The organism is Prauserella flavalba, assembly GCF_003202235.1.
Lineage (GTDB): Bacteria > Actinomycetota > Actinomycetes > Mycobacteriales > Pseudonocardiaceae > Prauserella_A > Prauserella_A flavalba.
Genome location: NZ_MASU01000003.1, coordinates 76,622 through 96,113, shown reverse-complemented (window position 1 = coordinate 96,113; position 19,492 = coordinate 76,622). Strand labels below are relative to the sequence as shown.

The 19,492-nt window shown below is 72.2% G+C and carries 23 protein-coding genes; 11 read left to right on the top strand and 12 right to left on the bottom strand.

Annotated features, from left to right (window positions below; all coding sequences use genetic code 11):
* Nucleotides 1-34: 34 nt before the first annotated feature.
* Together BA062_RS06385 and dapD are read left to right on the top strand one after the other, a co-directional pair.
* The gene (locus BA062_RS06385; RefSeq protein WP_110335131.1) at nucleotides 35-478 is read left to right on the top strand and encodes a hypothetical protein; all 444 of its coding nucleotides are present in this window, start codon (nucleotides 35-37) and stop codon (nucleotides 476-478) included.
* A gap of 22 nt (nucleotides 479-500) precedes the next feature.
* Nucleotides 501-1,484: a 2,3,4,5-tetrahydropyridine-2,6-dicarboxylate N-succinyltransferase gene (gene dapD, locus BA062_RS06380; protein WP_110335130.1), complete on the top strand. Its 984-nt coding sequence runs from the start codon at nucleotides 501-503 to the stop codon at nucleotides 1,482-1,484.
* A gap of 286 nt (nucleotides 1,485-1,770) precedes the next feature.
* Here the strand turns inward: dapD and dapC are convergent, their stop codons facing one another.
* From dapC to BA062_RS06360, 3 genes are all read right to left on the bottom strand, one after another.
* A complete protein-coding gene (gene dapC / locus BA062_RS06370; protein WP_110335129.1) occupies nucleotides 1,771-2,862 on the bottom strand; it encodes a succinyldiaminopimelate transaminase in 1,092 nt (363 codons plus the stop codon).
* The gene (fdxA, locus tag BA062_RS06365; RefSeq protein WP_110335128.1) at nucleotides 2,859-3,179 is read right to left on the bottom strand and encodes a ferredoxin; all 321 of its coding nucleotides are present in this window, start codon (nucleotides 3,177-3,179) and stop codon (nucleotides 2,859-2,861) included. Before fdxA ends, dapC begins: the two co-directional genes overlap by 4 nt.
* A gap of 109 nt (nucleotides 3,180-3,288) precedes the next feature.
* Complete coding sequence (locus BA062_RS06360; protein ID WP_110335127.1) at nucleotides 3,289-3,474, bottom strand: hypothetical protein; 186 nt, start codon at nucleotides 3,472-3,474, stop codon at nucleotides 3,289-3,291.
* Nucleotides 3,475-3,511: 37 nt separating this feature from the next.
* Here BA062_RS06360 and BA062_RS06355 point away from each other — a divergent pair, with 37 nt between their 5' ends.
* Genes BA062_RS06355 through BA062_RS06335 form a run of 5 tightly spaced genes read left to right on the top strand, consistent with a single transcriptional unit; the run spans nucleotide 3,512 to nucleotide 7,512 of the window.
* On the top strand, nucleotides 3,512-4,255 hold the full coding sequence (locus BA062_RS06355; protein ID WP_245959697.1) for a GNAT family N-acetyltransferase: 744 nt from the start codon (nucleotides 3,512-3,514) through the stop codon (nucleotides 4,253-4,255).
* A gap of 16 nt (nucleotides 4,256-4,271) precedes the next feature.
* A complete protein-coding gene (gene cofD / locus BA062_RS06350) occupies nucleotides 4,272-5,267 on the top strand; it encodes a 2-phospho-L-lactate transferase (protein ID WP_110335125.1) in 996 nt (331 codons plus the stop codon).
* Entirely contained in the window at nucleotides 5,203-6,597 is a 1,395-nt protein-coding gene (locus BA062_RS06345) for a coenzyme F420-0:L-glutamate ligase (protein WP_110335124.1), read from the top strand. Before cofD ends, BA062_RS06345 begins: the two co-directional genes overlap by 65 nt.
* Nucleotides 6,597-7,130, top strand: a complete 534-nt coding sequence (locus tag BA062_RS06340) for an NUDIX hydrolase (protein WP_110335123.1) — start codon at nucleotides 6,597-6,599, stop codon at nucleotides 7,128-7,130. The genes BA062_RS06345 and BA062_RS06340 overlap by 1 nt, the downstream gene beginning before the upstream one ends.
* A 19-nt stretch (nucleotides 7,131-7,149) precedes the next feature.
* Nucleotides 7,150-7,512, top strand: coding sequence for a GntR family transcriptional regulator (locus BA062_RS06335; RefSeq protein WP_110335122.1), 363 nt, complete (start codon nucleotides 7,150-7,152; stop codon nucleotides 7,510-7,512).
* A 121-nt stretch (nucleotides 7,513-7,633) separates the two neighbouring features.
* On the opposite strand, the gene BA062_RS06330 is transcribed toward BA062_RS06335, so the two are convergent.
* From BA062_RS06330 to BA062_RS06315, 4 genes are all read right to left on the bottom strand, one after another.
* Nucleotides 7,634-8,398: a putative hydro-lyase gene (locus BA062_RS06330; protein WP_210406787.1), complete on the bottom strand. Its 765-nt coding sequence runs from the start codon at nucleotides 8,396-8,398 to the stop codon at nucleotides 7,634-7,636.
* Nucleotides 8,399-8,400: 2 nt separating this feature from the next.
* Nucleotides 8,401-9,276 carry a 5-oxoprolinase subunit C family protein gene (locus BA062_RS06325; protein ID WP_110335121.1) on the bottom strand — a complete coding sequence of 292 codons (876 nt, stop codon included), beginning with the start codon at nucleotides 9,274-9,276 and terminating at the stop codon, nucleotides 8,401-8,403.
* A 153-nt stretch (nucleotides 9,277-9,429) separates the two neighbouring features.
* Complete coding sequence (locus BA062_RS06320) at nucleotides 9,430-10,041, bottom strand: 5-oxoprolinase subunit B family protein (RefSeq protein WP_110335263.1); 612 nt, start codon at nucleotides 10,039-10,041, stop codon at nucleotides 9,430-9,432.
* A gap of 2 nt (nucleotides 10,042-10,043) precedes the next feature.
* Nucleotides 10,044-11,297: an NRAMP family divalent metal transporter gene (locus BA062_RS06315; protein WP_110335120.1), complete on the bottom strand. Its 1,254-nt coding sequence runs from the start codon at nucleotides 11,295-11,297 to the stop codon at nucleotides 10,044-10,046.
* Between the two features lie 115 nt (nucleotides 11,298-11,412).
* Here BA062_RS06315 and BA062_RS06310 point away from each other — a divergent pair, with 115 nt between their 5' ends.
* Nucleotides 11,413-12,111: a GntR family transcriptional regulator gene (locus BA062_RS06310; RefSeq protein ID WP_110335119.1), complete on the top strand. Its 699-nt coding sequence runs from the start codon at nucleotides 11,413-11,415 to the stop codon at nucleotides 12,109-12,111.
* Here the strand turns inward: BA062_RS06310 and BA062_RS06305 are convergent.
* Both BA062_RS06305 and manB read right to left on the bottom strand, forming a co-directional pair.
* Complete coding sequence (locus tag BA062_RS06305) at nucleotides 12,096-13,007, bottom strand: DNA-3-methyladenine glycosylase family protein (protein ID WP_110335118.1); 912 nt, start codon at nucleotides 13,005-13,007, stop codon at nucleotides 12,096-12,098. The genes BA062_RS06310 and BA062_RS06305 overlap by 16 nt on opposite strands.
* Nucleotides 13,000-14,079, bottom strand: a complete 1,080-nt coding sequence (gene manB / locus BA062_RS06300) for a mannose-1-phosphate guanylyltransferase (protein WP_110335262.1) — start codon at nucleotides 14,077-14,079, stop codon at nucleotides 13,000-13,002. The genes BA062_RS06305 and manB overlap by 8 nt, the downstream gene beginning before the upstream one ends.
* 150 nt (nucleotides 14,080-14,229) lie before the next feature.
* Between manB and BA062_RS06295 the strand changes: the two genes are divergently transcribed.
* Nucleotides 14,230-14,586, top strand: a complete 357-nt coding sequence (locus BA062_RS06295) for a hypothetical protein (protein ID WP_110335117.1) — start codon at nucleotides 14,230-14,232, stop codon at nucleotides 14,584-14,586.
* An 85-nt stretch (nucleotides 14,587-14,671) separates the two neighbouring features.
* On the opposite strand, the gene BA062_RS06290 is transcribed toward BA062_RS06295, so the two are convergent.
* Nucleotides 14,672-15,535 carry a glycosyltransferase family 2 protein gene (locus BA062_RS06290; protein ID WP_210406783.1) on the bottom strand — a complete coding sequence of 288 codons (864 nt, stop codon included), beginning with the start codon at nucleotides 15,533-15,535 and terminating at the stop codon, nucleotides 14,672-14,674.
* 87 nt (nucleotides 15,536-15,622) lie between these two features.
* Here BA062_RS06290 and BA062_RS06285 point away from each other — a divergent pair, with 87 nt between their 5' ends.
* Nucleotides 15,623-16,156, top strand: coding sequence for a hypothetical protein (locus BA062_RS06285; protein WP_110335115.1), 534 nt, complete (start codon nucleotides 15,623-15,625; stop codon nucleotides 16,154-16,156).
* A 119-nt stretch (nucleotides 16,157-16,275) separates the two neighbouring features.
* Here BA062_RS06285 and BA062_RS06280 read toward each other — a convergent pair whose 3' ends face one another.
* Nucleotides 16,276-17,409: a glycosyltransferase family 4 protein gene (locus tag BA062_RS06280; protein WP_110335114.1), complete on the bottom strand. Its 1,134-nt coding sequence runs from the start codon at nucleotides 17,407-17,409 to the stop codon at nucleotides 16,276-16,278.
* 24 nt (nucleotides 17,410-17,433) lie between these two features.
* A complete protein-coding gene (locus tag BA062_RS06275; protein ID WP_110335113.1) occupies nucleotides 17,434-18,537 on the bottom strand; it encodes a glycosyltransferase family 4 protein in 1,104 nt (367 codons plus the stop codon).
* 17 nt (nucleotides 18,538-18,554) lie between these two features.
* Between BA062_RS06275 and BA062_RS06270 the strand changes: the two genes are divergently transcribed.
* Complete coding sequence (locus BA062_RS06270) at nucleotides 18,555-19,463, top strand: glycosyltransferase family 2 protein (RefSeq protein ID WP_110335112.1); 909 nt, start codon at nucleotides 18,555-18,557, stop codon at nucleotides 19,461-19,463.
* Nucleotides 19,464-19,492: the final 29 nt, after the last annotated feature.

The following is a 19,492-nucleotide window of genomic DNA, read 5'->3' as shown; positions in this document are numbered from 1 at the left end:
CAGCACCGTATCTCGCGGTGCGTACCGTGAAGTCGTGCGTACCCGTGCTCTTCTGGTCACCGCCGCCGCGGTGGTGTTGCTGCCGCTGTCCGCTTGTTCCCGCGAGGCGGGCCCGACCCCGAAGGCTGCCGCGCCCGACCCCGGCCCCGCGGAACTCCGCGTGAAGCTCGAGGCACTGACGGTGGACGTGTGCTTCACCGACCCGAGGGAGATGGACCCGCCCGGCTGCCAGAAGTACGTCACCCAGCTCGGCACCATCCCCGGCACGGCGCAGAAGTTCGCGGGTACTGAACATCCCGAGCTGGCCGGCGCGGGACGGTCGCTCGACAAGGCCATCCGGGCCTACCGCGACAACACGTGCGGCACCGAGGGTGCTGCCGACGCGTGCACGCAGGCACTGGTCGACATGTCGACCGCGCTCGGACAGGTGGAGGCGCACCTGGCGAAGCTGCCCGAAGTCTCGACGCAGTCGAGCTGAGCCACGGGTTACCGTTACGGCCGTGAGTGAGCAGACCCCCAATCCGGAGACCACGGGCGCGACCGGCGTCGGCCTGGCGACCATCACCACCGACGGCACGGTGCTCGACACGTGGTTCCCGCACCCGAAGCTGACCACCGACGGCGAGGCCGGCACCACGCGGTTGTCGAGCGAGGAGGCCGCCGAGGTGCTCGGCGAGGCCGCCGTCGCGCTGCTCGGCACGGACACCGACCGCGGGGTCGAGGTCGTCGCCGTGCGCACCTCGATCGCCTCGCTGGCGAAGGCGCCCGCCGACGCGCACGACGTGTACTTGCGCCTGCACCTGCTGTCGCACCGGCTCGTCCGGCCGCACGGGCTGAGCCTCGACGGCCAGTTCGGGCTGCTGGCCAACGTGGTGTGGACCAACCACGGCCCGTGCCCGGTGGAGGGCTTCGAGGCGACGCGCCTGCGGCTGCGCGCGAAGGGCCCGGTGACCGTCTACAGCGTGGACAAGTTCCCGCGCATGGTGGACTACGTGACGCCCAGCGGTGTGCGGATCGGTGACGCCGACCGCGTCCGGCTCGGCGCCCACCTGGCGAGCGGCACCACCGTGATGCACGAGGGCTTCGTGAACTTCAACGCCGGCACGCTCGGCGCCTCCATGGTCGAGGGCCGCATCTCCGCGGGTGTCGTGGTGGGCGACGGCAGCGACGTGGGCGGCGGCGCGTCGATCATGGGCACGCTCTCCGGCGGCGGCACCGAGGTGATCTCGGTCGGCGAGCGCTGCCTCATCGGTGCCAACGGTGGCGTCGGCATCTCGCTCGGCGACGACTCCGTCGTCGAGGCCGGCCTGTACGTCACGGCGGGTACGAAGGTGGTCGTCGAGGGCAGGTCCGTCAAGGCCCGCGAGCTGTCCGGCGTTTCCGGCGTGCTGTTCCGCCGCAACTCGGCGACGGGCGCTGTCGAGGTCGTGCCCCGCGAGGGCACCGGCATCGAGCTGAACGCCGCCCTGCACGCGAACGACTGACCCAGGGCACCGACTCGCGCGCCGGCGGTGGTCGGCGCGCGAGTCGTGCACTCCAGCGCGCGAGTCGTACCTCCAGGGCCGCGAGTCGTGCACTCCAGCGCGCGAGTCGTGCGTCCAGGACGCCGAGTTGTGCGCTCGGACCCGCGAGTCCCCGCCCGAGCCCGCGAGTTGCCCGCTGCGGAACGCACAACTCGCGGTCGGGAACGCACAACTCGCGGTCGGGAACGCACGACTCGCGCGCGGGAGCGCACGACTCGCGGGCCGGAGCGGGGGACTCGCGGTGGGGTCAGGCCCGCAGGCGTTCGGCGGCGGCGTTGACGCGCTCGTCGGTCGCCGTCAGGGCGACCCGGACGTGCTTGCCGCCACGGGGGCCGTAGAAGGTACCCGGCGCGACGAGGATGCCGCGTTCGGCGAGCCAGCCGACCGTCGCGGCCGACTCCTCGTCCCTGGTCGCCCAGAGGTACAGGCCCGCCTCGGAGTGGTCGATCCGGAAACCGCTGCCCAGCAACGCCTTGCGCAGCACCGACCGGCGCGCCGCGTACCGCTCACGCTGGGCGAGCAGGGCCTTGTCGTCGGTCAGCGCGACCGTCATGGCCTCCTGCACCGGCCTCGGCACGATCATGCCGGCGTGCTTGCGCACCGCGAGCAGCCGACGCACGAGCGCGGGGTCACCGGTGACGAAACCGGCCCGGTAGCTGGCGAGGTTCGCCGACTTCGACAGCGAGTGCACGGCGAGCAGGCCGTCGAGGCTGCCGCCGTGGACGTCGGGGTGCAGCACCGACACCGGCTCGCCCTCCCACCCAAGCGCCAGATAGCACTCGTCGGAGACGACCACGGTGCCGCGTTCCCGAGCCCACTCCACGACCTTGCGCAGGTGCTCGACGCCCAGCACGCGGCCGGTCGGGTTCGACGGGGAGTTGAGCCAGATCATCGCCGGCTTCTGCGGCCCGAGCTGGGTCAGCCCGTCGGCCCGCACCGGCGACGCACCGGCGAGCAGCGCACCCACCTCGTAGGTCGGGTACGCCAGTTCGGGAATGACGACGACGTCGCCCGCCCCGGCGCCGAGCAGCGTCGGCAGCCACGCCACGAGCTCCTTGGAGCCGATCGTGGGCAGCACGGCCTCGGGGTCGATCCCCTCGATGCCGTGCCGCCTGCGCAACGCCTCCACGGCGGCGGCGCGCAGCTGTGGCGTGCCGTGCGTCGTGGGATACCCGGGGATGTCCGACACCGAGGCCAGCGCCTCACGGATGGGCTCGGGCACCGGGTCCACCGGGGTGCCGACCGAGAGGTCGACGATCCCGTCGGGATGTGCCCGCGCCTTCGCCGTGTGGTCCGCCAGCGAGTCCCAGGGAAAGTCGGGTAGAGCGGCGCGGGTCATTCGCCCTGCGGGGGCAGGTCCTTGATCCACTGCGGGTCGTGAGCGGTCTTGCCGACCTTCGACGCACCACCCGGGGAACCCAGCTCGTCGAAGAAGTCGACGTTGGCCTTGGTGTAGCCGTTCCACTCGTCAGGGACGTCGTCCTCGTAGTAGATGGCTTCCACCGGACAGACCGGCTCGCAGGCTCCGCAGTCGACACACTCGTCGGGGTGGATGTAGAGCATCCGCTCGCCCTCGTAGATGCAGTCGACGGGGCACTCGTCGATGCATGCCTTGTCGAGCACGTCGACGCAGGGCTCGGCGATCACATAGGTCACTGCGTTCTCCTGCTGTTTTCTTTGGTCTGGCCCGCTCATGGACACTACGCGGTCCCGGCAGGCATCCTATGCTCAGGCTGCCCTAATCGGGCGATCCCCGAGGGCTCGGTCACAGCCTCTTGTCGCGGCCCGGCTTGGGCGGATTGCGCATGTCCCCGGTGACGACGAAACGCGGCTTCTCGGTGGCGGCCTCCTCGCCTTCCTCCGGCTTGGGACCCACGGCGCGATTGAAGCCGTCGGCGATCTCCCGCACCAGGTCGTCGTTGTGCCGGTCGTCCTTGCGCGCGATGCTCATCGGCTCTCCTTTCAGCGCTTTTGGTACCAATCTAGTCGTGAAGGACGACGCCGAGCAGATCGAACGAGCGTGTGCCGACGCGTGGCCCGCCCAGATCGAGCGACCGCTCGGGCAATGGCGGTTGCGCGCGGCGGGCGGCTTCACCGGGAGGGCCAACAGCGCGCTGGCGCTCGGCGACCCGGGCACGACGATGGGCGACGCACTGCACTCGGTGTGTGACTTCGCCCACGTCCACGGCATCGATCCGGTGGTGCAGGTGATCCAGGGCGGACGGGTCGAGCGCGAGCTGCCCGCACACGGCTGGCGCCCCTACGACGAGTACGCCAACGGCAACGTGGTGTCGGTGCTCGTCGGCGAGGTCACCGCTGGAAGCGACGACCGGGTGCGCGTGCTCGACGCGCCGACACCCGGCTGGTGGCGGCTCACGGCGGACACGACCGAGCCCACGGAGGCGCAGCGCCACGTGCTCACCGGCGGCCCGCTGGTCGGCTACGGGGTCGCCGAGGCCGACGGGCACACGGCGGGTGCCGTGCGCGGCGCCGTCGCGGGCGACGTGCTGCTCGTGGCCCGCCTCGCCGTCGACCCCGGCTACCGCAGGCGGGGGCTCGCGACCGCGTTGATGGCGGGCATCGGTGACTGGGCTGCCACCCACGGCGCTACCCGCTGTGTTCTCCAGGTCTCCGTCGGTAACACCGAGGCGCTGGCCCTCTACGAAGGGCTCGGTTTCCGTGAACACCACCGGTATCGGTACTGGGTTCCGTGGAAGGATCGGGCGTCGTGAGGGAAAGGCAGGCGCTGTGAAGGTTGTCGTTGTGGTCGGCGGGGTCGGCGGCGCCCGGTTCCTGCTGGGGGTCAAGGCCGCGCTGGGACTGCCGCCGATCGGCGAGGGCGAGTCACCGCACGAGGTGACCGCACTGGTCAACACGGGTGACGACGTGTGGCTGCACGGGTTGCGGATCTGCCCGGACCTCGACACGTGCATGTACACGCTCGGCGGGGGCATCGACACCGCGCGCGGCTGGGGGCACGCGGGCGAGACCTGGACCGTCAAGGCCGAGCTCGAGGCGTACGGCGCGGAGCCGACGTGGTTCGGGCTCGGCGACAAGGACATCGCCACCCACCTGATCCGCTCGCGGATGCTGCGGGCCGGCTACCCGCTCTCGGCGGTCACCGAGGCGCTGTGCGACCGGTGGCGGCCGGGGGTGCGGCTGCTGCCGATGACCGACGACCGCGTGGAGACCCACGTGGTGGTGGACGATCCCGAGGAGAAGGGCCAGCGCAAGGCGCTGCACTTCCAGGAGTGGTGGGTGCGGTACCGGGCCGAGCTGCCCGCCCATTCGATCGTTCCGGTCGGGGCCGACGAGTCCACGCCGGGCCCCGGGGTCGTGGAGGCCATCGAGGAGGCCGACGCGGTGCTGTTGGCGCCGTCGAACCCGGTGGTCTCGATCGGGACCGTGCTCTCGGTGCCCGGGGTGCGCGAGGCGCTGCGCAAGACGTCGGCGGGCATCGTCGGCATCTCGCCCATCATCGGGAACAAGCCGTTGCGCGGTATGGCCGACGCGTGCCTGAGCGCGATCGGCGTCGAGACCTCGGCCGAGGCGGTGGGCAGGCACTACGGCTCGCGGCAGACGTCCGACGACGGGCTGCTCGACGGCTGGCTCGTGCAGTCGGGCGAGTCGGTGGACGTGCCAGGGGTCGCCGTCCGCGCGGTCCCCCTGCTGATGTCCGATGTGGACGCGACGGCGAAGATGGCCCGCGCCGCGCTCGATTTGTCCGGAGTGGACGTTGACTGACCACAGCGCGAGCAAGCTGGAGATCATTCCTGTCGAGGGGCTACCGGAGTTCCGGCCCGGCGACGACCTGACCGGTGCCCTCGCGAAGGCCGCGCCGTGGCTGCGTTCCGGCGACGTCGTGGTGGTGACCAGCAAGGTCGTCTCCAAGGTCGAGGGCAGGCTCGTCACCGTGCCGAGCGAGCCGGAGGCCCGCGATGCCGTGAGGCGCAGGCTCGTCGAGGAGGAGTCGGTGCGCGTGATCGCCAGGATCGCGCGCACGATGATCACCCAGAACCACCTCGGCATCGTGCAGGCGGCCTCGGGGGTCGACGCCTCCAACGTCGCGCTGAACGAGATCGCGTTGCTGCCGGCCGATCCGGACGCCTCGGCGCTGGCGCTGCGCAACGGGTTGCGCGAGCGGCTCGGCGTCGAGGTGGCCGTAGTGGTCACCGACACGATGGGCAGGGCGTGGCGCGTCGGGCAGACCGACGCGGCGATCGGCTCGTCTGGCCTGCGGGTGCTGCATTCCTACGAGGGTCAGGTGGACCCGCAGGGCAACGAGCTCGCCGTCACCGAGATCGCCGTGGCCGACGAGGTGGCCGCGGCGGCGGACCTGGTGAAGGGCAAGCTCGGCGGCACCCCGGTCGCGATCGTGCGCGGACTGGAGATCGGCGACAACGACTCGTCGGCGCGTGACCTGGTGCGGCCCGTCGAGGAGGACCTGTTCCGGCTCGGCACCAACGAGGCCATCGCGCAGGGCCGCCGCGAAGCGGTGCCCGCGCGGCGGTCGGTGCGCGAGTTCAGCGACGAGCCGGTGGCCGAGGAGTCGCTGCGGGCGGCGATCGGCTCCGCGCTCACCGCGCCCGCCCCGCACCACACGCACCCGATGCGTTTCGCGTGGCTGCGCAACCGGCCGGTCCGGATCAAGCTGCTGGAGGCCATGCGCGACGCGTGGCGGGCCGACCTGGTGGCCGACGGCTTCACCGAGGAGCAGGTGGCCAAGCGCCTGCGGCGCGGCGACATTCTGTTCAACGCGCCCGAGGTGGTGGTGCCGTTCCTGGTCGCCGAGGGCGCGCACACCTACCCCGACGCGCGGCGCAACGCCTGCGAGCACACGATGTTCACGGTCGCGGGCGGGGCCGCCGTGCAGGGGCTGCTGGTGGCGCTGGCGGCGGAGGGGCTCGGCTCGTGCTGGATCGGCTCGACGATCTTCGCCGCGGACATCGTGCGCGAGACGCTCGGGCTCGACGAGACGTGGGAGCCGCTCGGCGCCGTCGCGATCGGTCATCCCCTGCGAGCCCCGGAACCGCGCGAACCGCGGGACCCCGGAGAAGGACTGGTGGAGTTCTAGTGCTGCACGCCGATGTCGTGTCCGTCCTGGACGCCTGGCGGCCCTCGACGCGGGGCCAGGAGTCGTTGCGGCAGAGCTACCTCGGTTTCCTCGCCGCGCGCCAGGACGCGTGCGCGCGTGAGTGCGCACCCGGGCACATCACGGCGTCGGCCGTGGTACTGGACGAGCCGGGCGAGCGGGTGCTGCTGACGCTGCACCCGAGGGTCGGCCGGTGGCTGCAGCTCGGCGGGCACTGTGAGCCCGGCGACGCGACGCTCGCCGAAGCGGCGCTGCGCGAGGCCACGGAGGAGTCGGGCATGACGGGGCTCAAGCTCGACCCCGAGCCGGTGCACCTCGACGTCCACCCGATCACGTGCTCACTCGGGGTGCCGACGCGGCATTTCGACGTCCGGTTCCTCGTGCGCGCGCCGCAGGGGGCCGAGCCGGTGGCGAGCGACGAGTCCGACGACCTGCGCTGGTGGCCGGTGCACGCGCTGCCGCCGGGCAGCGAGGAGCTGACGGAGCTGATCGCCGCCGCGCTCGAACGCGCGTGACATCCCCGCCGGAGGCACCATGATCGTCAACGTGGACAGCGGCTCGAAGGTGCCGCCCTACGAGCAGGTCCGTTCGGAGCTCGCGCGGCAGATCAACGACGGCACGCTGCCGGTCGGCACGAAGCTGCCGACCGTGCGGCAGCTCGCCACCGATCTCGGCATCGCGCCGAACACGATCGCCCGCTCCTACCGTGAGCTGGAGGAGGCGGGGCTCATCGAAACGCGCGGCAGGGCGGGCAGCTTCGTGGGCACTTCGGGCGACCAGAGCCGCCGTCGCGCCCGCGACGCCGCGGCGAGGTACGCGCAAACCGTGCACAAGCTCGGCCTCGGCACCGAAGAGGCACTGGCGATCGTCACCGCGGCGCTGAAGTCTCCGCAGTGAAGGCCACCTTCACTGCGTTGAATCAAGCACAGCGACGCGAAGCGTCTCCGTTTGGGTGGTGGCGGGAGACGGGCGGGCGCAGTGAAGGTGGCCTTCACTGCAGCTGGGCCCTGGTCGCGCGTCAGGGCACCTGGAACGTCGAGTCGCGGACGTCGGTGATCGCCATGTGGCCCGGCGCGTGGCCGATCGCGAACGACGGCCTCGAGCGCATCACCGCGGCCTGCGGGGTCACGCCACACGCCCAGAACACCGGGATCTCACCCGGCCGGACCTCCACGGCGTCGCCGAAATCAGGGTTGCCGAGGTCGTCGATGCCGAGCAGGCCGGGCGATCCGATGTGGACGGGGGCACCGTGCACGGCCGGGTACCGCGAGGTCACCCGCACCGCCGTCGCCACCAGGTCGGCGGGGATCGGCCGCATCGACACCACCAGCGGCCCGGACAGTGAGCCCGCGGGGCGGCATTCGCGGTTGGTCCGGTACATCGGCACGTTCGAACCCGCGTCGATGTGCCGCACCGGGACACCCGCGTCCAGCAGCGCCGCCTCGAAGGTGAAGCTGCAACCGATCAGGAACGACACCAGGTCGTCGCGCCAGAGGTCGGCGACCTCGACGCGCTCGTCCACCAGCTCGCCGTCGCGGTAGACGCGGTAGGCGGGCAGGTCGGTGCGCAGGTCGCCGGCGAAGATCGACGCACTCGTCTCCCCCGGTTCGGTCACGTCGAGCACGGGGCACGACTTGGGGTTGCGCTGGGCGAACAGCAGGAAGTCGTAGGCGTCCTCCTTCGGCAGGCACAGCAGGTTCGCCTGTGTCCACCCCGGACAGTAACCGGAGGTGGGAACCCTCAGCCCGGCACGGAACTTCTCCCTGATCTCCGCTGGTGACACCATCATCGGTTTCTCCTTCTCCCCACGGCGAACCGCAGCCGCATCCCCGGACGCGCCTGTGCCGCCTTGTCGACGTCGCCCGACACGACGACGGCGATCACCGGATAGCCTCCGGTGACCGGATGATCGGCGAGGAAGAGCGTCGGCCTGCTCGACGGCGGCACCTGGAGCGCACCGACGACCATTCCCTCGCTCGGCAGTTCCTCGTCCCTGCTGCGTTTGAGCTCGGGACCGTCGAGCCTGATGCCGACGCGGTTGGCCTCGGCCGTCACCGTGTACGGCTCGGACAGCAGCGCGTCCAGCGCGCCGCCGGCGAACCAGTCGGCCCTCGGCCCCGGCACCACGGTGAGCACGAGCTCATCCGCGGGCAGCTCGGCGACCGGCGCGAAGTCGGTGACCGGGCACCGCCCTGGAGGGGGTCCGACCGGCAGCATCGCGCCCGGGCTCAGCCGGTCCGGCCCCAGCCCGGCGAGCACGTCCGTGGAGCGCGAACCCAGCACTGGCTCCACCGCGATCCCGCCGCGCACGGCGATGTAGCTGCGCAGGCCGCGCTCGGGCACACCGAGCCGCAGCAACGCCCCTGCCCGAACCCGCACGAGCGCGTTGGTCGCCGCGCCCCTGCCGTCCACCGTGACCGGGCACGGCGCTCCCGTGATCGCCACCGTGAGGTCGCGTCGCGCCCGCGCGGCGAACCCGCCGAGGGTCACCTCCACGGCGGCGGCGCTCTCGTCGTTGCCGAGCAGCCGGTTGGCGAGCCGCAGCGAGCCGCGGTCGGCCGCACCCGAGATCCCGACGCCGATACCGGCCAGCCCCGGGCGGCCCAGGTCCTGGACCGTCGACAGCGGACCGGTTTCGAGCACCTCGAGGCCGACGCTCACGAGCCGGCCTCCTCGGTGTCTCGCGGGACACCCGCACCCGGTCGGCGGAACTGAGCACGGGCTACGCGATTCTGGCTCATTCCGCCTCCTCGGTTTCCTGCGGGACACCCGCACCCGGTCGGCGGAACTGAGCACGGGCTACGCGATTCTGGCTCATTCCGCCTCCTCGAATCGCACCCGCACGCCGGGCCGCAGCAACGCGGGCGGATCCCGGTCGACGTCCCACATCCTCAGCTCCGTGCGTCCGATGAGCTGCCAGCCGCCAGGCGACTCCCTCGGATAGACCCCCGAGAACGTCCCGGCGAGTCCGACGGCGCCGACCGGCACCCTCGTCCTGGACTCCGCCCGCCTCGGCACCTCCAGCCGGGGCGATCCGCCCGTCAGGTAACCGAAGCCGGGCGCGAACCCACCGAAAGCGACCGTCCACTCCGTACCGGTGTGCTCCTCGACGACCTCGCACTCGGTGAGTCCGGTCAGCATGGCCACCTCTTCGAGGTCGGCGCCGTCGTAGACCACCGGGATCCGCAGCAGCTCGCTGTCCTGCGTGCTCACCTCGCCTGGCCGGACCGACCGGACCGCCTGCTCGATCCCGGCCGCGTCGGCGGCAGCGGGATCGAGCCGCAGCAGCAGCGTCCTGGCCGCGGGCACGAAGTCGGTCACGCCGTCGGGCGGATCGGCTTCGAGTGCCGCGTGCAACGCCCTGACCTGGTCGAGGTCGTCGAGCTCGACCAGCAGGCCGGAGTCGGCACACGGCAGCACACGCATCGTCAGCTCCACAGATCGGCGATACCGCTCAGCGAGTTCCAGCCGAGGTACAGCGTCAGCAGCCACGCCAGTACGCCGATCACCAGCAGCCAGCGCGGATAACGGTAGCCACCCAGCAGGTCACGGCGCCGCGCGGCGACCCACATCAGCACACCGAAGCCGACCGGCAGGATCAGCCCGTTGAGCGCGCCCGCCAGGATCAGCAGCGTGGTCGGCGCCTGGTTCAGCAGCAGGAACGCGATGAGCGAGACGGCGATGAACCCGCCGACCAGCCAGTTCTGCCGCCGCTTGAGCGCGGGCGAGAACGTCACGAGGAACGAGACCGACGTGTAGGAGGCGCCCACCACGGACGTGATCGCGGCCGCCCACAGCACCATGCCGAACAACCGGAGGCCGACCTCGCCCGCGGCGTGGCCGAACGCGTCGGCGGCCGGGTTGTCGGCCGCGAGGGTGACGCCGCCCGCCACGACGCCGAGGATCGCGAGGAACAGCACCACCCGCATCACACCGGTCACCAGCAGCGCCACGACCGAGCTGCGGGAGACCTCCTTGACCTGCTCGGGTCCGGTGGTGCCCGAGTCGACGAGCCGGTGCGCGCCCGCGTAGGTGATGTAGCCGCCCACCGTGCCGCCGATGAGCGTGGTGATCACGAGGAAGTCCACGGTATCCGGCACCACGGCCTGCGTCAGGGCCTCGCCGACCGGCGGCCCCGACACGATCGCGACATAGGTGGTGAGGCCGATCATCAGCACGCCGAGCACCACCACGAGCCGGTCCATCGCGATGCCGGCCTTCTTGCTGAGGAAGATCCCGATCGCGATGGCCGCGGAGATCGTGCCGCCGATCTTGACGTCGAGGCCGAACAGCGCGTCCATGCCCAGTGACGTGCCCGCGACGTTGCCGATGTTGAACACCAGCCCGCCGAGCACCACCAGCGCCGCCATCACGTAGCCGATGCCCGGCAGCACCTTGTTGCCGAGGTCCTGTGCCCGCATGCCCGAGACGCCGATGACGCGCCACACGTTCAGCTGCACGGCGATGTCGATGATGATCGACAGCAGGATCGCGAACGCGAATGCGGCGCCGAGCTGCGCCGTGAACGACGTGGTCTGGGTGATGAAGCCGGGGCCGATGGCACTGGTCGCCATCAGGAAGATCGCACCGAGCAGGGCACCGCGTTTGGTGGCGGCACCCAGCGCGGTGCCCGCCTTCTCGCCGGTTTTCTCGCTGGTGGACGTGCTGATGTCGTCGGCCATGGGGGCCTCCCATTTCCCGTCGGTTTCCGAAGACGGTACTGAGTTGTTGAACAATCCTGCAAGACCCTTGGTGAACTTCTTTTGTTAAGCTGCGGCGACACGGAACGGAGGGGTCATGGCCGCCACAGACCCGTGGGTGGATCTGCTCGCGGGCGACCGCTCGCTGCTCGACCGCACGAGCACGGCCGAACGCGTCGCCGACCTGCTGCGACAGCGCATCATCGAGGGCGCGCTCCCCCCGGGTACCCGCCTCTCCGAGGAAAGTGCCGGCCGCGCGCTCTCCGTTTCCCGCAACACGCTGCGGGAGGCGTTCCGCCTCCTCGTCCACGAGCGGCTACTGGTGCACGAGTTCCACCGCGGCGTGTTCGTCAGGGTGCTCGACGCCGACGACATCGTGGACCTGTACCGCACGCGGCGGGTGCTGGAGACCAGCGCCATCCGCCACGGCCCCCGCGCCGACGCGGAGCGCATCGCCGCGATCGACGCCGAGGTCACCATCGCCGAGAAGGCCGCGCCGCAGGAGCGCTGGGTCGACGTCGGCACCGCGAACATCCGGTTCCACCAGGCCGTCACCGGCCTGCTCGGCAGCCCGCGCGTCGACGACATCATGCGCAGGGTGGTGGCGGAGCTCCGGCTGGCCTTCCACGTGATGGCCCGCCCCCGGGAGTTCCACGAGCCTTACATCGAGCTCAACCGCGGCATCGCCGACCTGCTCACCAAGGGCGAGTTCACCGAGGCCGAGAGCCGGATGGAGTCCTACCTCGACATCGCCGAGGCGCAGCTGCTCGACGCCTACCGTCAGATCGCGCGGTAGTCGCGAACCGGGTAGCGCGGGCCGAACCTCGGCCGGGAGAACCCGGCGGACTCCAGGTACCGCACCGCGCGCTGCCGCTGCGGCGCGTACGGAGCGAGCACGGCGTGCATGCCCTCGTCGTCGAGCGCCCTGCCCACGAGCGCGTGCCCCACGACAGCGGGAATGTGGAAGTCGCCGAAGCTCACGGCATCCGGATCGCCCCACGCGCGCTGCGCGATCTCGGCCGCCGTCCAGACGCCGATGCCGGGCACCTTCCGCAGCAGCGCCCGCCCCTCGGCGCCACGCAGCTCAACCGCCCGCTCCAGCCTCGGCGCCACGCTCGCCGCCGCGAGCAACGCCCTGCGCCTGCTCACGTCCACGCCCGCCTTGTGCCAGTTCCAGTCCACAATGGAGCGGATCGCCCTGGGCGTCGGCGGCACCCGCATGCCCTCGGGCGCCGGGCCGGGCGCCGGCTCGCCGAAGCGGCGGCACAGCTCCCGCCACGAACGGCGCGCCTCGTGCCCGGTGACCTTCTGCTCCAGCACGGCGGGGATCAGCACGTCCCACACGCGGCCCGTCGCACCGAGCCGCAGCAGCGGCCGCTGTCGCCGTGCCCAGGCGACGGCGTCGTGGTGGGCCACGAAGCCGGAGTCGTCATCGTCGGCGCCGAGCAGCGCGGGCAGCCCGTCGAGCAGGACCTCGGCGCCGCCGCCCCACGCCTTCGCCTCCACCGCGCCGTCCGTGCGGCACACCAGCACGAGCGTGCCGGGGCCGCCCTCGGTGTTCGCGGTGAGCCACAGCCTGCCCGCGTCGTCCTGACGCAGGCACGGGTCACCCCGGCCGCGCCGCAGCGGGGCGATCGCCGAGGAGACGTCCACCGGGAAGTCCGGTTCCCAGCGGCGGAACAGCTCAGGCATCGCTGGAGAACCGGATCGACCCTGGTGGCAGCACCGCGTCCGGCCACACGCGGGCCCCGTCGAGCAACTCGCATCCGGCGCCGACCGAAGCCCCGTCACCGAGCACCACGCCACGCAGCACGGTGCCGGCGCCGACGCACGCGCCCGTGCCGAGGACCGAGTTCTCCACCACGGCCCCATTTTCCACCCGCGCGCCGTCGAAGAGCACGGATCCCGTCACCCGCGCGCCCGCTCCCACGACCGATCCGGCGCCGAGCGTGGTGCCGCCGGTCACCTCGGCGTCGTCGGCCACCGTGGCACCGTCGAGCCGCAGCACCTCGCCGACCGGACCGGGCAGCGCCGACGTGGGAGCCAGCCCGCGCACGAGGTCCGCCGACCCACGCACGAACGCCTCGGGCGTACCGACGTCGAGCCAGTAGGAGCTGTCGACAAAACCGTGCACGTGCGCGCCCTCGGCGAGCAGGCCGGGGAACGTCTCACGCTCGACCGACACCCTGCGGCCTGCGGGAATGGCCTCGACCACCTCGCGCCGGAACACATAGCACCCGGCGTTGATCTGGTCGGTCGGCGGGTTCGGCGTCTTCTCCAGAAACGCCGTCACACGCCCGTTCTCGTCGGTCGGCACGGAGCCGAACCGGCTCGGGTCGTCGACGCGCTGGAGGTGCAGCGTCACGTCGGCCGACGCCTCGCGGTGGGTCGCTACGAGCGCGCCGAGGTCGGCGCCCGACAGGATGTCGCCGTTGAAGATCACGACGTCGTCGGCGCGGAGGTGCTCGGCGACGTTGCGGATGGCGCCGCCGGTGTCGAGCGGCTCGTCCTCGACGACGTACTCGATCTCCAGCCCGAGCGACGAACCGTCACCGAAGTAGTCCTCGAACACCTCGGCGCGGTACGACGTGCCGAGCACCACGTGCGTGATCCCCGCCTCCCGGATCCGCGACAGCAGGTGCGAGAGGAACGGCGCGCCCGCGGTGGGGAGCATGGGTTTCGGCGCGGAGAGCGTGAGCGGGCGCAGGCGGGTGCCCTTGCCACCGACGAGCACGACGGCGTCGGCTCCGGTCACGGACGTCATCACGAGCACCTTTCCCTTCCTCGGCTGCGATCATCCGGCGACAAACCGGGGGAAACGCTGACGGTGAGCGGCCGGAGGGCCTACCCTAGACAGCAACGCGGCGGCCCCGGCGAGAGAGGGCCTCGGTTGAAGTATCGGGGAGGCGAGGGAATGGATCCCCGCGATCGGGCGAACGCCGTGCTGTCCCGCGCGCAGACGCGCGACGGTGTGGTGACGCCGGACAACATGACGTCGCCGATGGATGCCGCGAACACGCAGCAGATCCCGGGATCGGTGGTCCGGCGGCTCGACTCCGAGCAGGACCCGGACACCACGACGAAGCTGTCGGCGTCGTTCATCGAGAGCAGCGACAGCCACCTGGCCGAGTCGCCGCCGACCACGCGGCTCGACGCCGCCAGGGCGGACGCCGAGCCGGATGTCGAGGAGACGGAGATCAGCGGATTGGTCCCGACCACTCGCACGGTGCCCACCCGCTCGAACGTCGCCCGCCGCCTCGAAGGACTCTGACCCCACGGCGCACCCAGCCGCAGTGAAGGCCACCTTCACTGCGTTCAACGCAGTGAAGGTGGCCTTCACTGCGGTTTGACGGGCCTCAGCCGCGGCGGGTCTCCATGCGCAGGCGGACCGCCAGCCCCGCACGGATCGCCAGCAGCACCGGCTTCCACAGCAGCCCGCGGTGCCGGTCGGCGAGGTAACGGTAGGCGCTGTCGTGGTGGGCGGCGAGCATCTTCGCCGACGCCTTCGACGTCGCCTGCCCGCCGATGTGCATCACCGCGGCCGAGGGCGCGTAGACGTTGAGCCAGCCCGCCCGCGTGAGCCGGTCGCCGAGGTCGACGTCCTCGAAGTACATGAAGTAGCGCGGATCGAAGCCGTCGACGGAGTCGAACGCCTCCCGCCGGACGAGCTGGCACGAACCCGACAACCAGCCCGCGGTACGCTCCGTCGGCTCGGCGGTCTCCTGGCGGTAGGCGCGGGTCCACGGGTTGCCGCGCCAGATCTTGCCGAAGATCGCGTGCCCGACACCGCGCCCGAGCGAGGGCAGCAGCCGCGCCGACGGGTAGACGGTGCCGTCCGGCTCGCGGATGAGCGGACCGAACGCCCCTCCGCGCGGCCAGCGCTTGGCGACCTCGAGAAGCGCGTCGAGCGAGCCGGGGTCCCATTCGAGATCGGGGTTGGCGATGACGACCCAGCCGACGCTGTCGTCGAGCTCGGCGACGCCCCGGTTGACGGCGGTGCCGTAGCCGAGGTTCTCGCCGGTGCGCAGCAGGTGCACGTTCTCGCGCTCGGCGGCCTTCTCGGGCGCGCCGTCGACGGAGCCGTTGTCGGCCAGCACCACCCGCACGTCGCGGTCGGTCGCCTTGGCGAGCGTATCGAGGAACCGCTCCAGCGTCTCCCCTGGCGAGTACGTCACGGTCACCACGGCGACGCCGTCGCCGTAGGTCTTCGGCTCGGTCACGCGGCCATTGTGCACCCGGCACGGTGGGTAGTTCCCGACCGGTCCTTGCGCGCACTCCTGTCGGGGGTCGACAGCAAGATGAGCCGGATGACGGTGCACGCCTTCGTCGACGAATCGATCCGCAGCGGGCTCTACCTGGTGGGTATGGCCATTGTCGAGCCTGCTCAGCTCACTCCGACCCGGCGGGAGCTGAGCAAGCTCCTGCTGCCCGGCGCCCGCGAACTGCACTTCAACCGGGAGAAGGCCCCGCGAAGACGGAAGCTCGCCGACCGCATCGGGAGGGCTACCGGTCTCGACCAGGTCTACTCCGCGTCCTGCGTGCCGAAGACGCAGGAGGGCGCCAGGCAACGCTGCCTTCGCCAGGTCGCGGCCGATCTCGTGGACGTGGGCGCGCACCGGCTGGTGCTCGACTCACGAGAGCATCGCGACGCCGACGACAAGCGCACCCTTCGGCAGGCACTCGGCGCCCGTCCGTCCAAGACCGAGCTGACGTACGAACATCTCGCCTCGACGGCGGAGCCGTTGCTCTGGATCGCGGACGCGGTGGCCTGGTGCCACGGGGCCGGTGGCGAGTACCGCAGGCGCGTCGCGCGCATCATCGCCGAGGTCGTGTGCCTCTGAGGGCCGGACAGGCGAAAGGCCCGCAAGACGACCGTCCGGTCGCGTCGCGGGCCCTCATACTCGGCTCCACAGGAGCTTCGCATCGACAACCATATCCCTTCCCTCTTCCCCCTGTCACCTCACATCTCACGGGCGCGGTGCCGGTGCCACGCCCGGTCATAGGCCTCCTGGTGACGCTCGGCGGACGACGCCCACGAGAACTCCTTCGCCCTGCGCTGCGCGGCCTCGGCGAGCGCGGCCCTGCGCGTCGGGTCGTCAAGCAGCTCACCCAGCGCGGCCGCGACGTCGCCCGCGCCCACGCCGCAGTAGGCCACCGCGTCACCGCCCACCTCGGGTAGCGCGAGCCTGCGCGTGGTGAGCACGCACGCACCGGAGGCCATCGCCTCCAGCACCGGCAGCCCGAAGCCTTCCCCGAGGCTCGGGTAGGCGACCAGCTCGGCACCGCCGAGGAACCCGGCGAGCGTGCCGAACGGCAGGTACCCGGCGCGGATGACGCGCAGCCGGTGCGGCACGGCGTCGAGCGCGTTCTCCACCTGCCGGTCCCAGCCGGGCTGCCCGGCGAGCACGAGCGCGGGCGGTTCCGGCCTGCCGGCGACCGCCAGCGCGAAGCCTCTGATCAGCGCGGGAACGTTCTTGCGGGGTTCGAGCGCGCCGAGGAACGCGACGTACGGGGTGTCGCCGAGGCCCACGGCGTCGCGGGCCGCGCGGATCTCCTCCAGCGACGGCGGGTGGAACCGCTCCTCGTCCACCCCGTGCTGGATGATCTCGACCTCCGCGCCGCGCACGCGCGTGACCCTCGCCAGCTCCTCCGCGGTTGCCGCGCTCGGCACCACGCACACCGACGCCCTGCGCAGCGCCGTGGCGGTCCACGCCCGGAAGAAGCGGGCCTTCACCGAGGAGTGCAGCACCGCGTCCGTGAAGAACGTCGCGTCGTGCAGCGTCACGACCGATGCCGCCCGGCTGGCGAGCGGCATCGTGTAGTGCGGGGAATGGACCACGTCCACGCCGAGTCTCCGAACGAGCCTCGGCAGCGTCGTCTGTTCCCAGGTCAGGCGGGCCGTCCTGGTCGCGGTCGACTCGGCGGCACCCACCATCCGCGAGCGAGGAGCCAGCTCGGCGTACAGCTGGACGTCCCTCGGCTGGCACACGACGGTGATGTCGGCACCGGCCACGTCGAGCGCGGCCACGAGGGAGTCGACGTACCGGCCCACGCCGCCGCGATCGGCAGGCACGGCCGTCGCGTCGATCAACACGCGTGGTTCTGCCACCCGTGCAGACTACGACCCCGGCGACTCCGGCCGGACAGGATCCAACGAACTGGTGGTGTGGATTGTCCAGACCGCCTCGGCGGCGGCCCGCCACGAGAACGCGGCCGCCCTGGCCCGCCCGGCCTCGGCGAGCGTCTTCGCCGTCGCCGGTGAGCCCAGCACCTCGCGCAACGACGCGCCCAGCGCCGTGGCATCGCCGCGAGGCACCGGGCGGCCCGCTCCCCCGGCCACCTCGGCGAGCGCGGGAGCGTCGGAGTGGACCACCGGCACCCCGGCCGACATGGCCTCCAGCACGGGCAGCCCGAAGCCCTCCGCGAGGCTGGGCGCGGCCAGCACCGACGCGCCCCTCAGCACGGTCGCCAGTTCGGCGTCGGTGAGCCTGCCGAGCACGCGGACCTGGCCGTCGCGCAGGCCGGCCTCGGCCGCGAGCCGGAGCGGGTCGAGTCCGCCCCAGCCGGGCTGGCCCGCGAGCAGCAGCGGCTCGTCGAGCCCCGTCATGGCGCGCACGAGCACGTCGATGCCCTTGCGCGGTTCGAGGGTGCCGATCGCGAGCACGTACCGCGGCGGCAGCTCCATCGGCACCGGGTCGGGCAGCGCCGTGACGCCGTGACAGATCACGCGCGCGCCCTCGGCGCCCGGCACGTACGCCGCCAGCTCACGTGCGACCGCGTGCGTGGGCACCACGAGCGCGTCGGCCCTCGCCGCGGCCCTGGTGATCATCGACCGGTGCCACGCGACGCCCCTCGGCGTGAGCGTCTCGGGATGGGTCCACGGCACCGTGTCGTGCACGGTCACCGACAGGGTCCGCCCCCGGCCCGCACGCGGCGGCGCGAGCGGCGTCGGCGCGTGCACCGCCGTGCCGCCCGGCCACAGCGGCAGCCCGTACTGCCACGCCGCGACCAGCGCCTTTCCTGGCAGCGGCAGCCGGCGAGGTCCCCGCACGCCCTCGACGCGGGCGGGCTCGACGTCGCGGTGTCCCGCCACGGCACTGGAGAGCGTCCAGCCGTCGGGCACCGTTTCCGCCAGCGCGCGCAGCAGCTCGGCGGTGTAGCGGCCCGTGCCTCCGGGAACGGGCGCCAGCAGCTGCTCGGCGAGCACGACGAGTTCACCCACGCCGCTATTCTGCCCGCGTGCCCGCAACCACCGTCGTCGTCGTCACCTGGCGTGGCGCCGCGCACCTGACCGACTGTCTCGACGCGCTCGCGGCACAGGATCGTCCACACCGGACGCTGGTGGTCGACAACGCCTCCGACGACGGTTCGGCCCGGCTGCTCGCGGAGCACCCTTCGCGGCCGGAGGTGCTGCGACTGCCCCGCAACGCGGGTTACGCCGGCGGGCTCGCGGCCGCGCTGTCCGCTGTGGACACCGAGTACGTGGCGTGGCTGAACGACGACGCCGCGCCACAGCCGGGCTGGCTGGCGGCGCTGGAGGACGCGATGCGCCCTGGCGTGGCCGCGGTCGCCTCCCGCCTGGAGTACCCCGACGGCAGCGCGCAGTCGCTCGGCGTGCGCCTGACGGCCGACGGTCACGGCGCCGATCTGCTCTCCACGGGCGAGCCCTTCGGCTTCTGCGGTGGCGCCGCACTGCTGCGCACGGACGTGCTGCGGGCCGAGGGCTCGGTCCCGGCCGGCTTCTTCTGCTACTACGAGGACACCGACACGGCGTGGCGGCTGCGGCTCGCCGGATGGGACGTCGTCGTGGCGCCGGATGCCGTCGCCCGGCACCGGCACGGCGCGAGCACGCGGCCCGGCTCCGCGTTGTTCCACCGGTGGAACGAGCGCAACCGGCTGCTCATGCTCGTGCGCTGCGCCCCCGCGATCGTGGCGGCACGAGAGCTGGCGCGGTTCGCGGCCATCACGGTCCTGCTGCCCCTGCGCCGCGACGTGCCCGCGGCTGCCAACTTCCGGGCCGGGCTCCGAGTCCGCGTACTCGCCGAGACCGCGGCGCGACTGCCCGCGGCGCTGTGGGCCCGCGCCGGCATCGGCAGGCGCGCGAGCGTGCGCCGAGGCGTCCTCTGGCGGCGGTGGGCGGGCCGATAAGCTCTGTCCAAGCAGACACAGGGGAGCGC